Below are 14,362 nucleotides of genomic sequence, written 5' to 3' on the forward strand. Positions count from 1 at the left end.
AAGCTGGCGCCAAGCGGTATTTCGATCCGAACCGGGCACCCGCTCGGCCAGTGGACGGAAGGCCGCCCCGCAGGCGGGATTCACCGCCCCTGTAAAGGGGTCTGCGGCGATTGGACTGTGGAGAGCGCGGCGAATCCACAACCCACTGGCGGACAGCGGCCGAACGATTTGGCACCCTACGCGTTGAGGTGAGACGGGAAGCTAGGGACGGGCAGTCAAGGAGAGGCATCATGACCTCCGCCGAATCCGCCGTTGAAACGGTCAAGGTCGATACGTTCGACGAACAGCTCCGGCAGGCGCGCGCGCTGGTCGGCGAAGGCCGCAGGCTTCTCCACATGGCGAACCGCAATCTGCGCACCGGCAACATTCTGGTCCGCCGCAGCCACCAGCGCCTCACCGACACTGAAGCCTTTTTCCGCAGGACACTGGAGCGCTGAGAGCAGATTGCTTTCTGCCGCGTCATTGCGAGCGAAGCAACGGCTGCCTGCTCCCTCGCCCCGTTCTTACGGGGAGAGGTGAAGAGAAACGCCCGCCTGCGAGTAACCAACCCCAGCCGTCAGACTCAACCGCTATTGCGCAGGCCCGCCGAGATGCCGTTGATGGTGATCTGGATGCCGCGCAGCACCTGCGGGTCCTCGTTCTTGGCGCGGTGCGCCTTGAGAAACTCGACCTGCACGTGGTTGAGCGGATCGAGATACGGGAAACGGTGGCGGATCGAGCGCTCCAAGAGCGGGTTGTGCCCGAGCAGCCGCTCCTGATCCATGATCTTCAGCAGCCAGTTGATCGAGCTCTGCCACTCGGCGCGGATGCGCTGGAAGATGGTGTCGCGCAGTGTCTTGTCCGGAACCAGATCGGCGTAGCGCGAGGCGACGGCGATGCTGCTCTTCGAGAGCACCATATCCATGTTCGACAGCAGCATGCGGAAGAACGGCCACTCGCGATAAAGTTCGCGCAGGAAGTCGAGGCCCTTGTCCGGATTCTTGCCCAGCCATTCGGTGACGGCGCTGCCGAAGCCATACCAGCCCGGCAGCATCAACCGGCACTGCGCCCATGAGAACACCCACGGGATCGCTCGGAGATTCTCGATCCGCTTGGCCTTGCTGCGCGAGGATGGACGGCTGCCGATATTGAGCGTCGAGATTTCGTTGATGACGGTCGAGGCCCAGAAATAATCCTCGAAACCTTCGGTCTCGTAGACGAGGCCGCGATAGGACGCGAAGGCAAGCGCGGAGAGCTCTTCCATCGCCGCAAGATATTCCTCGCGCGGCGCAGAGTGCTGCGGCTGGAGCAGGCTTGCTTCGAGCGTCGCGGCGGCGAGAATTTCGAGGTTCTGCCGCCCAACTTCCGGGTTGGAATATTTCGACGAAATGATTTCGCCCTGTTCGGTCAGGCGAATCTGTCCGTTTACCGCGCCGCCCGGCTGCGCCAGCACCGCCTCGTAGCTCGGACCGCCACCGCGGCCGACCGAGCCGCCGCGGCCATGGAACAGCCGCAGCCGCACGTTCTGCTTGGCGAATACATCGACGAGGCTGATTTCGGCCTTGTAAAGCTCCCAGCCGGAGGTGACGAAGCCGCCGTCCTTGTTGCTGTCGGAATAGCCGAGCATCACTTCCTGCAGGCCGCCGCGGCTGTCGACCAGGCGGCGATATTCCGGCAGCGACAGCGCGCGATCCATGATGCCCGCGCAGTTGCGCAGATCCTCGATGGTCTCGAACAGCGGCACGAGATTGATGTGACTCCGGCCGTTCGGGTCGATCAGGCCGGCTTCCTTGAGCAGCACCGCGATTTCGAGAATGTCGGAAATGCCTTCCGCCATTGACACGATGCTCTGGCGGATCACCTTCCGCCCGAACTGCGCATGCGCCTCGGCGGCGGCGCGCAGCACGTCGAGTTCGCTTGTCGTCTCCTCGCTGTAGCTGACGAACGGCGAGATCAGCGGCCGCACGGTTTTGAGTTCGCGCGCCAGCAGCTTGCAGCGCTCCTCTTCCGACAGCGAGAGATAGTCGGTGCCCGACGCCGCGACCTCGAACAGTTCCGCGATGGTGCGCTCATGCACGGCGGAGTTCTGCCGCAGATCGAGGCTCGCGAGGTGGAAGCCGAAGCAATCGACCGCGCGACGCAGACGGCGCAGCCGTCCCCGCGCGATCACGCGCGAGCCATTCTCCACGAGCGAGCGATGGATGATGTCGAGATCGTCGCTGAAGGCTTCAACGTTCGGATACGGATCGACCTCGTCGACAGGGCGGCCGACGGTGTCGACGTCGAGCCCCCGCGCGGTCGCCTTGAGCCGCGCATAGATGCCGTTGACCGCACGGCGATAGGGCTCACGATCGCGATGGACCGACACGTCCGGCGAGCGCTCGCACAGCGTCTTCAACTCCTGCGAGATTTTAACCAGCGGCACCGCGAGCGACAGCTCGCCGTAGAGCTGCTGCAGTTCCTCGATATAGAAATTCATCACCCGCTCGCACTGCATCTGCAGCGTACCGCGCAGCACGTCGGCAGTAACGAACGGATTGCCGTCGCGGTCGCCGCCGATCCAGCTTCCCATCCGCAGGAAGGAAGCAAGCTCGTCGTCATCGTCGTCTTCGGGCGTGAGGCGGTCTTCCAAGAGGTTGATGAGGCGCGGCAACTGCTTGAGGAAGGTGTAGTCGTAGAACGACAGGCCGTTCTGCACCTCGTCGAGCACGGTGAGCTTGGTCCGGCGCAGCAGGTTGGTCTGCCACAGCGTGGCGACGCAGCGGCGCAACTGCTCGTCGTTCTCGGCGAGTTCTTCCGACGTCATCTGCGTACGGTCGCGATCCGCGAGCAGTTCGGCGATTTCCATTTCACGGTCGATGGTGCTCTTGCGGCGCACTTCGGTCGGATGCGCCGTCAGCACCGGGCTCACCAGCGCATCGTTGAAGAAGTCGCGCAACTGCTCCTTCGAGAAACCGGCGTCGCAGGCGCGATCGACAGTGCCCGCAAGCGTCGTCGCCGCGGTCGCGAGTCCCGCGTCGCTGTGGTTGCGGGTCTGGCGGATGTGGTTCTGGTCCTCGGCGATGTTGGCGAGGTGCGAGAAATAGCTGAAGGCGCGGACGATGCGCACGGTCTCGGCGATCGAGCGGCCGTTGAGCATGGCCTCGAGTTCATGCAGCGCACTGACGTCCTCGTCACGGTGGAATCGGATCGAGGCCTGGCGGATCGATTCGACGAGATCGAAGACATCGGTGCCTTCATGATCGCGGACGGTGTCACCCAGAATGCGCCCGAGCAGGCGGATTTCGGCGCGCAACTGCGCGTCCGCCCGCTCCGAGGTCATATCGAGAGGCATGTCGGGGGTCGTCTCAGGGCCTTGAGAGGCCGATTCACCGGAAACAGGCTTTCGCGCGAAAGCCGAAACGTCTGACGCCATTTACGCGCACTTCCAAAGATTGCTTTCGACTTTCGTCGCAATTTTTAGGTAGCAACGCAAGGACAGGATGAGGCTTTCGCCCCGATTGCGCACCTGTGAGACGCTCCTGACCGTCGGCGCAGCGCTCCAAGCCGCCCGCGGCCTACTCGCTGGTCGCCGGGTCGGACTTTTTGGCGGTCGTAGGCTGCGTGACGCTGACCGGATCGGATGCCGGAAAGGTGTCCTTCAGCCCCTCGTCGAGCTCCTTCTTGGCGCGGCGATCCTTGCGCGCGGCCTCCTTGGCGCTCTCCGCGTGCTTGTCATGCGGGGCCGGGTCAAATTTCTCGTTCATCACGCCTCCTCTCGCCGTGCGCCATCGCGCAGCCGGCCGTGAGGAAAATGCCCTGCTGCGGCGGATGTTCCATGCGAACCGCAACTCGGTCGCGGCAGATCGACCAGCGGCGGCTCACAACCGCCCGGAACGATATAACCCGTGCTGCAATGCTGGCATGAATGGCCGCAAAATCCCGGTCCTTATCGATTTTTCCAAGTTTTCGCTGCTATAGAGGGCGCGAGCCGCCGGTGCAGCGCCGGAGGCCCGCGCGTGAGGACATGACGGGACCGGCATCAAAACTCTATCTGGAAGCTCCGCGGCGCCTGAGGGCGCTGGTCCGTGCCCGCGAATCCGGCCTCATCGTCCTTGCGGCGCTCATCGGCATCGCCGGCGGGCTTCTCGTCGCGCTCATGAGCCACGCCGTGAGCTTCCTGCACGAGGCGTTGTTCAACCTGCCCCATGGCGAGCGGTTGTCCTCGCAATCGGTGCTGGAGCCGCTGCGCGCCCTGCTCGTGCCTTCGCTCGGCGGCCTCATCTTCGGCCTCGGGCTCCTCGCCTTGCACCGCTGGCGGCCGGGGCGCGAGGTCGACCCGATCGAGGCCAACGCGCTGCATGGCGGGCAGATGTCGCTCCGCGGCAGCATCATCGTGGCGCTGCAGACGGTGTGGTCGAGCGGCGTCGGCGCCTCGGTCGGCACCGAAGCGGGCTACACCCAGATTTCCAGTGGCGTCGCCTCTTCGCTCGGCAAGGCGTTTCACCTGCGCCGCTCCGACCAGCGCATTCTGCTCGGTTGTGGCTCGGCCGCCGCCATCGCAGGCGCATTCGGCGCGCCGCTGGCGGGTGCGTTCTACGCTTTTGAGCTGATCATCAGCGGCTATACGCCCGCGAGCCTCGCCCCGATCGGGGTTGCCGCCATCACCGGCTACGCCGTTGCCCACCAGCTCGCGCCGACCGTTCCCGGTATTATCCTGAGCCAGGTCGGCGAGGTCACGAGCCAGGACATCGCCATCGCACTCGCGCTCGGTCTGCTCTCCGCCCTCGTCGGCATCGCCGTGATGCGCTCGGTCGCGATCTGGGACACGGCGATGACGCGGATGCGGCTGTGGCTGCCGCTGCGCCCGGCAATTGGCGGACTGATCGTCGGCGTGTTCGCGCTGCATGCGCCGCAGGTGATGTCCTCCGGCCACGGCGCGCTGCACACGACGAACCTCGTCGCATTACCGGTGCTGACCGTCGCGACGCTGTTCGCACTGAAGATCCTCGCCTCCATCGTCTCGCTCGGCTCGGGATTCCGCGGCGGCCTGTTCTTCTCCTCGCTCCTGAGCGGTGCACTCGGCGGCCATCTGTTCGCGGCGGCGATGAACACGCTGGTGCCGACGCTGCATCTCGACATCAGCGTCTATGCCGTGATCGGCATGAGCGCATTTTCAGCCTCGGTGGTCGGCGGACCACTCACCATGGCGTTCATCGCACTCGAGACCACCGGCAATCTCTGGCTCACCACCGCGGTGCTGATCGCCGTCATCGTCTCGACGCAGGTGACGCGCGAACTGTTCGGCTACTCGTTCGCGACCTGGCGCTTCCATCTGCGCGGCGAGACCATCCGCAGCGCTGCCGACATCGGCTGGATTCGCGAACTCACCGTCGGCAGCATGATGCGCAGCGACATCACCACCATTCCGATGGACACGCCGATCGACACCTTCCGCCGCTGCTATCCGCTCGGCTCCAGAACGCAGGTGGTCGCGGTCGATGCGGAGATGAAATACGCAGGCATCGTGTTCGTCGCCGACGCGCACGGCCCGCGCGACCAGCCCGCCGCAACCATCAGCGATATCATCCGCTATCGCGGCATCGCGCTGTTGCCGGAGATGAGCGTGCAGGATGCGGTCGCGGCGTTCGACCGCGCCGAGGCGGAATCGCTTGCGGTGATCGACAAGGCCGACACCCGCCGCGTCATCGGGCTTCTCACCGAGGCGCACGCACTGCGCCGCTATGCGGAGGAAACCGAGCGCCACCGCCGCCATTCGGTCGGCGAGATGTAGCGCGGTCTGGTTCAGGCCAAAATCAGTACGCCACGTCCCCGCTTGCGCGAGGACGCTCATCTCATCAGCGCAATGTTACTGGGCGACGCCGGCCGAAGCAGAATGCTGCTGCGGAGTCCGCGCTACCTTCGGCCCGCGATGACCGCCGCGCAGCACTGAGAGAATCTGGCCCATCGTCTTCGCCTGCAGGCGCGGCGACTTTTCCATGTTGAAATGGTTGATGGCCGGATCGCTGCCGAGATTGACGTTGGTGATCGAGGCGCGCGAGCCCGGCCCGCGCACCGCGATGCCGCCCACCACACCGTAATAGTTTACCACGCGCGCGACGTTGCCCGGAATCACCTGATTGCCGGGCGGGCCGTAATTGACGATCAGCGCCACCTTCGCGCCCTGCCGCTGCATGATCTCGGCCATCTGGGTCGAAGCCGCGCCGCCGAGCGAGTGACCGACGATCACGATCGGACCCTTGCCTGCCTTGTAAAGCCGCGCCGCCTCGTTTGCGAGGCTCGCCGCTTCGGTGTGGTTCGCCACTGTCACCGGAATCCGGCGGCGCGTGAGTTCAGCCGCGTAATTGTCGAGGCCGGTCGAGAACACGTTCGCAAGCCCCTTCAGCAAATAGACATGGCCGGGCGCAGCCTGTGCGCCTGCCGGAGCAAAAATCAGCCCCACCGTGAAAACAATTGCCAGCCAAACCGCACGCATCGTCCACCGCCGCGAAAGAGTTAACACCAATCATCGCACTTAAAATGTACCGCACTGCGGAAATCAAGCCGCGGACAACCGTCGCGGTGGATGGCTCTGTTCATCGCTCGTGTGTGTTGCAAATTTCGCTCACAGTGGAACTAAATCCACCGGCTTTTACGACAGCCCGGCGACGCTGCCCGTGGCGTTCAGGGCCGGAGTATGGGATAGAGCCGCGAAGTATGGGATAGAGCCCAACGTCTTCCGGCCAGAACCGCTTTGTGCGAATGCTCTCGCCCGGGAACTCGTGAACACTCTTTGGAGAACAGGACCGCCGTGCTGCTTCTGGCGAGCAAGATCATCTGGGCCATCGGCGTCGTCGGCTGGTTCGTCATTCGTTATCCGCACGATCGCCGCGCGCGGCGCACGCCGAAAGTCCGCCAGGCCTCGGGGCTGCGCGAGAAACTGCTGCTTGCCTCCTCCACCACCGGCCTCGGCATCCTGCCTGCGCTCTACGTTTTCCTGCACGCCTTCTCGTTTGCCGACTATCCGCTGCACCCGCTGCAGGTGGTGATCGGCGGCCTCATCTTCGCGGTGGCGCTGTGGATGTTCCGCCGCACGCACAAGGATCTCGGCCGCAACTGGTCGGTGACGCTCGAAGTGCGCGACCAGCACCGCCTCGTCACCCAAGGCGTCTACAATCGCGTCCGTCATCCGATGTACGCGGCGTTCTGGCTGTGGGCGCTGGCGCAAGTGTTTCTGCTGCCGAACTGGATCGCGGGACCGGCCGGACTGATCGGCTTCGGCATCCTGTTCTTCATGCGCGTCGGGCACGAAGAGCAGATGATGATCGACACCTTCGGCGACGAATATCGCGCCTACATGCGCCGCACCGCGCGCGTCCTGCCGGGGATTTACTAGAGGACGTGAAGTGGACTGCCGTCATTTGCTACGGATGTTCACTCATTCACTGACCGAAGTGTTACTCCAATTCAAACAACGATTGCGATGTGCTCCCTCTCCCCGTTGGGGAGAGGGTTGGGGTGAGGGGCTCTAAATGCCTCGATCGAATACTTAATCCCCCTCACCCGCTCACTTCGTTCGCGACCTCTCCCCACTGGGGAGAGGTGAAGAGGACATCGCCGCAGGATCGCTCATCTCAAGCCGCCCCGGCTCCTGCAAGCCCTCGCGCACCGCGGCGAGAAAGCGACCGATCTGATAGGCGTCGGCCAAACGATGATCGGCACGCAGAAACAGCGGCATGACCCGCACTTCGACAGGCTTGCCGTCGCGCATCACCAATTTCGTTTCCACCGGCCCGAGCGTGAGATTGAGCGAGTCGCTGCCATCGGCAAAGCGGCTCGGCTTGTACATTCGCATCGGCGGCGCGCCCGAATGCGAAAGATCGTTCACCATCACCCCGCCGCGCCGCAGTTCGTCGAGGCGACTCACGGCGGGCAAATGGAAATGCCGATCGAGAAGGCCGTAGAAGCGCAGCCCCTGCCGGAACAGGAACGCCGGCACCTTGCGCATGCGCGCCAAATCGCGGTCGCGCGCGCCGCTGCCGCGCGCGGCTTCGACAAGCCGCTGCCAGACTTCGGCGGCGATCTTTTCCAGACTCTTTTTGTCGGCGGAGGCGATCAGCAAAAGGTCGATCTCATTCGCCTTGCGATGGAAGAAGCCCATGCGAATGGCGATCTCGCTGAAACGATAGATTCGGCGGCCGACCACGCGGCTGTTCATCTCGGGATAACGCACCAGCGCCAGTGCGGTGGCGCGGATCAGCGTATGCGCGGTGGTGAGCAGCGTGCCGCCCGCGCGGTTCTTGTCCTGCAGGAAGGCAAGCAGCGCATCGGCCTCGACTTCGGTGCCCATCACGATCACCGGATCGGCATGGCTCGCCTTCGGCGCGTGCAGGTAATAGCGGTTGTAGAGCGGGATATCCGCGTTTCGCCGCGCAGGACTCAGCAAAGGCCATTTCATGGCTGCGCGACCCTTATGCCTGCGGCGCTGCCTGGCTCAGCACCAGATCGACGATCGTGCCGGGCGTGCGGAAATGCACGGGGCCGACATGCTCGCCGCCGAGCTTGATGCCGTAGCGCTCTTCGATCTGATAGATCACGTCGATCAGCAGCAGCGAATCGAGAAGCTCTTCCTCAAGAAGATCGGTGTCGCGCCCAAGGCCGGAATAATTCGGGCAACGCGACGCCACGAACTTCAAAATCTCGGCCTCGACCTCGGCCCGCTGCAATGCCATTTCCGCTTCTCTCCAGTCCCGCCGCGCTTAATGTCCCGCCGCGCTTTAGCACATCCGGCTTCGCGCGCGCAGAGGCTTGCTGTTAACCTATTCGGGTGAAGGCGGCTGTCCTGCCGCGGCGGCCCGTGCGCTCAGGGCAGCGCGGTCTACCTTGTAGCCGGAGGTGAGCGGAAGCTCCTCCACGATCTCGATATGGACAGGGACCTTGTGGGATGCCAGCGCCGCCCGGCAGGCCGCCTGCAGACTGCCGACATCGACGGCCGCGCCCTGCGGAGCGACGAACAGCGCAAAGCGCGTATCCCCGGCATGGGGCACCGGCACCGCGACCGCGCGGGCGCCGGGAAACGCCGCCTCCACGATACTTTCGACCTCGGCCGGGTGAACGCGATAGCCCTGCACCTTCACCAGAAGGTTCGCCCGTCCCTCGATGTAGAAGTAGCCGTCGGCATCGCGGCGCGCGAGATCGCCGGTCCGCAGCCAGCCGTCCGCGCCAAGCACGTCCGCGGTCGCAGCGCTGTCCTGCCAATAGCCGAGCATCACGTTCGGCCCGCGTGCGCACAGCATGCCGGCTTCACCCGGCGGCAACGCCGCGCCCGCGTCATCCATCACCGCAAGCGCGACGCCGTCGAGCGCCCGGCCGATCGAGCCTTCACGTGCTTTAAGCTCGGCCGGCGGCAGCACCGCAAGCCGCGCGCTCGCCTCCGACTGCCCATACATCACATAGAATTCGGCAGGCTTGATTAGCTCCGCCATCCGCAGCGAGAGATCGTGGCGCAATCCGCCGCCCGCGACCGACATATAGCGCAGGCTCGGCATCTTCTGGTCGCCGAGGCCACCGTATTTCAGCAGCATGCCGTAGACTTCCGGCACGGCGGAAAAACTCGTCGCGGAAAATTTGGCAATGGCCTGCGGGATCGTCGCCGGAAACATCAGCGCGCCCGCGAACACCATGGTCGCGCCTGCCAGTATATGCGTCTGCAGAATCGAATTGCCGAACGCATGGCAGAACGGCAGCAGCACCAGCGCGCGCTCGTCCGGCGTGATCGGCAGTTCGTGCAGGATCGCGCGTGCATTGGCGAGAAGATTACCGTGGCTCAGCATCACGCCTTTCGGCAAACCGGTCGAGCCCGAGGTGAACAGCAGCATCGCGAGATCGTCACGGCTACGCTGCACAACCGGGCGTGCGAGATCACTTGGCGTATCGGCAACGAGCGTCACCACATCGGATGTGTTGTCCGCCAGATTTTTCGGCACGATCAGGATGTCGGGGCGGCAGGCATCCTCGACCTGCTGCAACCGCGCCGGTTCGAGCGCGACCGGCAACGGCACCACGACGCCATCGGCGAGCAGCGTGCCGTAAAACGCCGCGACGTACTCCGGCGAGTTCGCAAGCTTTAGCGCAACGCGCGCACCCGGTGCAAAATCCTCGCGGCTGCAGAGATAGCGGCGCACGCTTTCGGCGGCACGCAGCAACCAGTCATAGGTGAACGCCGCCTTTTCGGTTTCGATCGCGGGATGCGCACCACGCGCACGCGCGACATCGAAGAACGCCAGCCCGAGATGATCGACGCCCTCGAGCGACGGCGCAGCGCCCTGCCCACTCGCGCTCGCGCGCGAGGGCCGCGCATCATCGTCGAATTGCAGGATAACGGTGTCCATCACGTCTCACGCCGGGGGCCGAGCTCTCATTGCCACATCGGCAGGCGGCGCGGAAGATGCGAGAGACGACGACGGCATCGGCTCGTCCAGCCGCTCGACCGCGCGCAGTGTTGGAAACAGCCGCATCCATGCCAGCGCGATCAGGATGGTGCCGACGCCGCCCAGCACCGCGGACGGCACCGCGCCGAGAAATTCCGCGACGACGCCGCTCTCGAACTCGCCCAGTTGGTTTGAGGCATTGACGAACAGATAGTTCACCGCCCCCACCCGGCCGCGCATCTCATCCGGCGTCGAGAGCTGCACCAGCGAGAAGCGGATCACCACGCTCACGGTATCGGCCGCGCCCATCGCCGCGAGCGCCAGCAGCGACAGCCAGATCGTCTCCGAGAACGCGAACACGATGGTCGCGACGCCGAACGCGATCACCGCCTGAAACATCCGCAAGCCCGCGCGGCGATTGATCGACAGATGCGCGAGCACGACCGTCATCGCCAGCGCGCCGACTGCCGGTCCCGCCCGCAACAGCCCGAGTCCCCACGGGCCGGTCTGCAGAATATCCCGCGCATAAATCGGCAGCAGCGCAGTCGCACCGCCGAACAGCACCGCAAACAGGTCGAGCGAGATCACGCCGAGGATGATCGGGTTGTCGCGCACGAACCGCACGCCCCCGAACAGCGCACTGAAGGTCGGCATCTCCTTCGGCGCCGGTGGTCGTTCGAGGTGAATCGCGCGCGTCATCACCGAAGCGAAAAGCCACAATACGGTCATAATAGCGTACGGCACGCTTGGAGAGGCCGCGTAGGCAAATCCGCCGAGCGCCGGACCCACGATTGTCGCCATCTGGTTGCCCGCAGTGGAGAGTGCGGTCGCCTGCTGCAGCCGGCCCGGCGGCGCCACCGCAGGCAGGATCGCCGCGGTCGCCGGGCTCTCGAATGCGGTCGCGGTGCCGAGCACGATAAGCGCCGCAAAAATCCCCGGCACGGTGAGAATGTCGAAGACATTGCCGAGCGCGAGCCCGATTGCCACCAGTCCCTCCGCACTCTGGCAGACCTGCAACACGCGACGGCGGTCGTAGCGGTCGGCGACATGGCCCGCGACGAACACAAGGATCGCCGTCGGCAGGAATTGCGTCAGCCCGGCGAGGCCGAGATAGAGCGCGCTACCGGTGAGATCATAGATCTGCCAGCCGATCGCGACCGTCGAGATCTGGGTCGCGAAACGCGAAAAGCTCCGCGTCACGAAGAAGAACTGAAACGGCCGGTGCCGCAGGATATCGCGCGGGGAATCGAACTCCATTCGGCCGGAATACCTTCGCAGGAGCGGCCCGCGGGCGCGGCCGCACACGATATGTCGCGTCCGTGCATGGCGTGAGAAGCCCTGTCTTGGCAAGCCCTCAAGCGCGCATGCAAGGCTTGCAGGCGCGCTCGGTCGATCAAGAAAACGGGAGGTTCAGGATCAGGAGTTGAGGCGGGCGACGACGACGAGCCGCTTCACCTGCTGGTTTTTGTAGGCCTTGAGGAAGGCGTCGTAGTCCTTGAACGAGACGCAGCCGTTGGAATCGCCCTTCGGCCCCAGCATGTAGGTGTGAGCCAGTAGCCCGGTACGGCCATAGACGTTGCTGTCCACCGGCGTCAGGCGGATCGCCTCGACGCCATGAAACAGCGCCTCGCGCATTTTCAGCTCGTAAGTCGCGGGCGGCGTCGAACCCCGCATCCGCTCATGGACGAAGCGCGGATCGTCGAGCCGGCTGCCGAGGCCGGAATGCGCCTCGAGCTTGGTGCCGTCCGGCATGTAAACGGTACGCGCCGATATATCGTAGACGGCAGTGTAGCGATCATAGCGGCCGCCGGTGCGGCTGGTGCCATCGCTGAAAATACCGCCATCCGGTGCGGCATAAGCGAGCGTGGTGTTGGCAGGGGTGAGCTTGCCGAACAGCCGCTCGAAGATCGAAGGCTCCTTCGCGGGCTGGGCCAGCGCGACGTCCTTGTTCTCCTGAGTCGCATCCTCGCGCGAGGGACCGTTCTTCGCGATGGCCGGGCGCGGCGCCGGCAGTGGCACGGCGGCCGCAACCTCTTGCGTCACCTCCGCAGGCGGCTCTACCGGGCGCGTTGCGGCAATATCGATTCTGGCCGGCTCCGGTGCGGGCGCCAGGGATGCCCAGCGCTCGTCAAAGGCAACCGGTTTGTTGAACGACGTGGCCGGGCCGAGCGACGAGGTGGCATCGAGCAGCGCCGCATAACGCGCGGGCGCAGCGCTGACGGAGGGAACGGTGGTCGCGAGTTCAAACGGCGGCAGCGACGACGGCTGGGTCGAGGCCTCGCCGAGGCTGACGTTGAGAATCCAGAGACAGGAAAGCGCGCCCCCCGCGAGCAGGACGCCACCAATAAAGGTCTGCCGAACGGCCTTGTGGGAATGGCGCTGGCGTGCAGCCGCTTTCCGATCACAAGGCTTGCGGGGACGAGACTTCATTCGCCTTGCGACCTATTCAGCTTCACTCCGGCCCCTTCAGTATGTGGCGGCACATACCGTGGACCATCCAATTACGGAATTGTCATGGCAACGGAAACCTTTAGGTCTGCCCCCGCGAACCACGAACGCTGCATTAAGGCGGCATTTTAGTTAAATGCCGATTAAGTGCAGGTGCCCTAGCATCCTCCCCTAATCGGGTTCCCGCAACCGCGGTTTTCGAGAAAAAGACCTGCCGGAGGCTTGGTCACAGCTTCCGGCAGGCCTGAATAACCCTGTGCGAAAAGACCGGGCTGGCACGCAGCACCGGCCATTTTACGCAAGACGGGCGAAGGGCCGCTTACGCAGCAGCCTTAAGCAGCCGCCTTGGCGCGATTGGCTTCCAGCCGCCGATCGACCAGGTCCACAATGCCGTCGATCACCGGATGGCTGAGGCCCTTCTCCTTCGCGATCAACTGCACGAGCTTGTCGGCGCGCTCGATATAGGGCGCGCCGTTGTTGAGCGCGCGGGCGGCGGAGGCCGGGCGCGTCAGGCTCTCGGCCGCAGCCGCGTATTTCTCGAAGGGGACGAGATCGGTCGGCGCCGCACCGAGCTTCACGCAGAGGTCGTTGACGAAGTTATAGACCGAGCGGGATTCATCGATGTTGGAATGCACCGCCTCCTGCGCCGTGCGCATGCCGTCCTTGGTGATGCAGCGATAGTTGCCAGCAAGCAGCATCGCCCACTTCGCGAGCGGCACGAAGATCGACTCGTGATACTTGAGCTTCACCGGCAGTTCGATCTTGCCTTCCGGCGCATCGAAGCGCACCGCCTCGACGTCGGCTGCCAACTTCTTGAGGATGGTGTTGTAGCTCTCGTTGTCGAAGCGCGCGACCTTGAAGTTGGTCGGCAACGTCACCTGCAACACGTTGACCTTCTCTTCCGGCGGACGCACCGCCTGCGGGTCCGGGCTGCACAGCGTCACGTTGCCGGGCGTGAACGAACCCCATACCGACGGATCGGTGTACGCGGGCTTCAGTGCATCGTGATTGAGGCCCGGAATGCGCCGTACATACGGCAGCGGCGGCATGTTCATGATCGACATGCACGGCTTGCCGGATTTCGCGACGGCATCGAGCAGTTCGCGCACACCTGGCGAGCGGTATTGCGGCTCCTGCATCGCAAGGCCGATCAGATCGAAATCGGCCGGATTGACATCGGCGGGACCTGCCGCCGTGACCTTGCCCGCAAGCTTGCGAGATTCGATCTCGATCTGCTCCTTGCGACCGCGCACCGGCATGCGAACACGGAAGCCTTCGCTGTTGATGAGATCGGCCTCGGCGGGAAGGCAGACGAGAGTCACATTGTGCCCGCCGAACATCAGTTTTGATGCGAGCAGCGAACCATAAGACGCGCCGAGGATGAGGATGTTATAAGCCATTGATAGTCTCCCAAGGTTTTTGAGGCTTTTTGTTTTTTTGCCTGCGCCGGGAGTGCCGCCATACAATACCGCACAGCGAACCGCGCCACCGACGCGGGCTATATAGGAAGCCTTCCGGCATTTCGC

At 64.3% G+C, this 14,362-nt stretch carries 12 protein-coding genes; 3 read left to right on the top strand and 9 right to left on the bottom strand.

The features are described from left to right. Positions 1 to 230 precede the first annotated feature (230 nt). Positions 231 to 437, top strand: coding sequence for a hypothetical protein (locus OCA5_RS13415; RefSeq protein ID WP_012562475.1), 207 nt, complete (start codon positions 231 to 233; stop codon positions 435 to 437). A 125-nt stretch (positions 438 to 562) separates the two neighbouring features. Here the strand turns inward: OCA5_RS13415 and ppc are convergent, their stop codons facing one another. Both ppc and OCA5_RS13425 read right to left on the bottom strand, forming a co-directional pair. Then, entirely contained in the window at positions 563 to 3,394 is a 2,832-nt protein-coding gene (gene ppc, locus OCA5_RS13420) for a phosphoenolpyruvate carboxylase (RefSeq protein ID WP_013913268.1), read from the bottom strand. 142 nt (positions 3,395 to 3,536) lie between these two features. Next, complete coding sequence (locus tag OCA5_RS13425; protein ID WP_012562473.1) at positions 3,537 to 3,725, bottom strand: hypothetical protein; 189 nt, start codon at positions 3,723 to 3,725, stop codon at positions 3,537 to 3,539. Positions 3,726 to 3,985: 260 nt separating this feature from the next. Here OCA5_RS13425 and OCA5_RS13430 point away from each other — a divergent pair, with 260 nt between their 5' ends. Then, positions 3,986 to 5,752: a chloride channel protein gene (locus OCA5_RS13430; protein ID WP_013913269.1), complete on the top strand. Its 1,767-nt coding sequence runs from the start codon at positions 3,986 to 3,988 to the stop codon at positions 5,750 to 5,752. A 75-nt stretch (positions 5,753 to 5,827) separates the two neighbouring features. Here the strand turns inward: OCA5_RS13430 and OCA5_RS13435 are convergent, their stop codons facing one another. Next, positions 5,828 to 6,454 (bottom strand): alpha/beta hydrolase family protein, encoded by a 627-nt coding sequence (locus OCA5_RS13435; RefSeq protein ID WP_012562471.1) that lies wholly within the window; start codon positions 6,452 to 6,454, stop codon positions 5,828 to 5,830. A gap of 315 nt (positions 6,455 to 6,769) precedes the next feature. On the opposite strand from OCA5_RS13435, the gene OCA5_RS13440 reads away from it, so the two are divergent. After that, positions 6,770 to 7,354, top strand: coding sequence for a protein-S-isoprenylcysteine O-methyltransferase (locus tag OCA5_RS13440; protein WP_012562470.1), 585 nt, complete (start codon positions 6,770 to 6,772; stop codon positions 7,352 to 7,354). A gap of 171 nt (positions 7,355 to 7,525) precedes the next feature. Here the strand turns inward: OCA5_RS13440 and OCA5_RS13445 are convergent, their stop codons facing one another. From OCA5_RS13445 to OCA5_RS13470, 6 genes are all read right to left on the bottom strand, one after another. Beyond that, positions 7,526 to 8,416, bottom strand: a complete 891-nt coding sequence (locus OCA5_RS13445) for a 2-oxo acid dehydrogenase subunit E2 (protein WP_013913270.1) — start codon at positions 8,414 to 8,416, stop codon at positions 7,526 to 7,528. A 13-nt stretch (positions 8,417 to 8,429) separates the two neighbouring features. Then, positions 8,430 to 8,690 (bottom strand): phosphopantetheine-binding protein, encoded by a 261-nt coding sequence (locus OCA5_RS13450; RefSeq protein WP_012562468.1) that lies wholly within the window; start codon positions 8,688 to 8,690, stop codon positions 8,430 to 8,432. Between the two features lie 87 nt (positions 8,691 to 8,777). Next, on the bottom strand, positions 8,778 to 10,349 hold the full coding sequence (locus OCA5_RS13455) for a class I adenylate-forming enzyme family protein (protein WP_012562467.1): 1,572 nt from the start codon (positions 10,347 to 10,349) through the stop codon (positions 8,778 to 8,780). 6 nt (positions 10,350 to 10,355) lie between these two features. Continuing rightward, positions 10,356 to 11,645: an MFS transporter gene (locus tag OCA5_RS13460; RefSeq protein WP_012562466.1), complete on the bottom strand. Its 1,290-nt coding sequence runs from the start codon at positions 11,643 to 11,645 to the stop codon at positions 10,356 to 10,358. A 159-nt stretch (positions 11,646 to 11,804) separates the two neighbouring features. Then, positions 11,805 to 12,818: a DUF2778 domain-containing protein gene (locus tag OCA5_RS13465; RefSeq protein ID WP_012562465.1), complete on the bottom strand. Its 1,014-nt coding sequence runs from the start codon at positions 12,816 to 12,818 to the stop codon at positions 11,805 to 11,807. 350 nt (positions 12,819 to 13,168) lie between these two features. Then, entirely contained in the window at positions 13,169 to 14,236 is a 1,068-nt protein-coding gene (locus tag OCA5_RS13470; protein ID WP_012562464.1) for a ketopantoate reductase family protein, read from the bottom strand. Positions 14,237 to 14,362: the final 126 nt, after the last annotated feature.

The sequence above is a fragment of the Afipia carboxidovorans OM5 genome (assembly GCF_000218565.1).
Lineage (GTDB): Bacteria > Pseudomonadota > Alphaproteobacteria > Rhizobiales > Xanthobacteraceae > Afipia > Afipia carboxidovorans.

Coding starts and splice junctions, on each gene's coding strand:
- OCA5_RS13455 (WP_012562467.1), bottom strand. CDS start 10,349: ATGGACACCGTTATCCTGCAATTCGACGATGATGCGCGGCCCTCGCGC.
- OCA5_RS13470 (WP_012562464.1), bottom strand. CDS start 14,236: ATGGCTTATAACATCCTCATCCTCGGCGCGTCTTATGGTTCGCTGCTC.
- OCA5_RS13425 (WP_012562473.1), bottom strand. CDS start 3,725: ATGAACGAGAAATTTGACCCGGCCCCGCATGACAAGCACGCGGAGAGC.
- OCA5_RS13445 (WP_013913270.1), bottom strand. CDS start 8,416: ATGAAATGGCCTTTGCTGAGTCCTGCGCGGCGAAACGCGGATATCCCG.
- OCA5_RS13415 (WP_012562475.1), top strand. CDS start 231: ATGACCTCCGCCGAATCCGCCGTTGAAACGGTCAAGGTCGATACGTTC.
- OCA5_RS13430 (WP_013913269.1), top strand. CDS start 3,986: ATGACGGGACCGGCATCAAAACTCTATCTGGAAGCTCCGCGGCGCCTG.
- OCA5_RS13450 (WP_012562468.1), bottom strand. CDS start 8,690: ATGGCATTGCAGCGGGCCGAGGTCGAGGCCGAGATTTTGAAGTTCGTG.
- OCA5_RS13460 (WP_012562466.1), bottom strand. CDS start 11,645: ATGGAGTTCGATTCCCCGCGCGATATCCTGCGGCACCGGCCGTTTCAG.
- OCA5_RS13465 (WP_012562465.1), bottom strand. CDS start 12,818: ATGAAGTCTCGTCCCCGCAAGCCTTGTGATCGGAAAGCGGCTGCACGC.
- ppc (WP_013913268.1), bottom strand. CDS start 3,394: ATGGCGTCAGACGTTTCGGCTTTCGCGCGAAAGCCTGTTTCCGGTGAA.
- OCA5_RS13435 (WP_012562471.1), bottom strand. CDS start 6,454: ATGCGTGCGGTTTGGCTGGCAATTGTTTTCACGGTGGGGCTGATTTTT.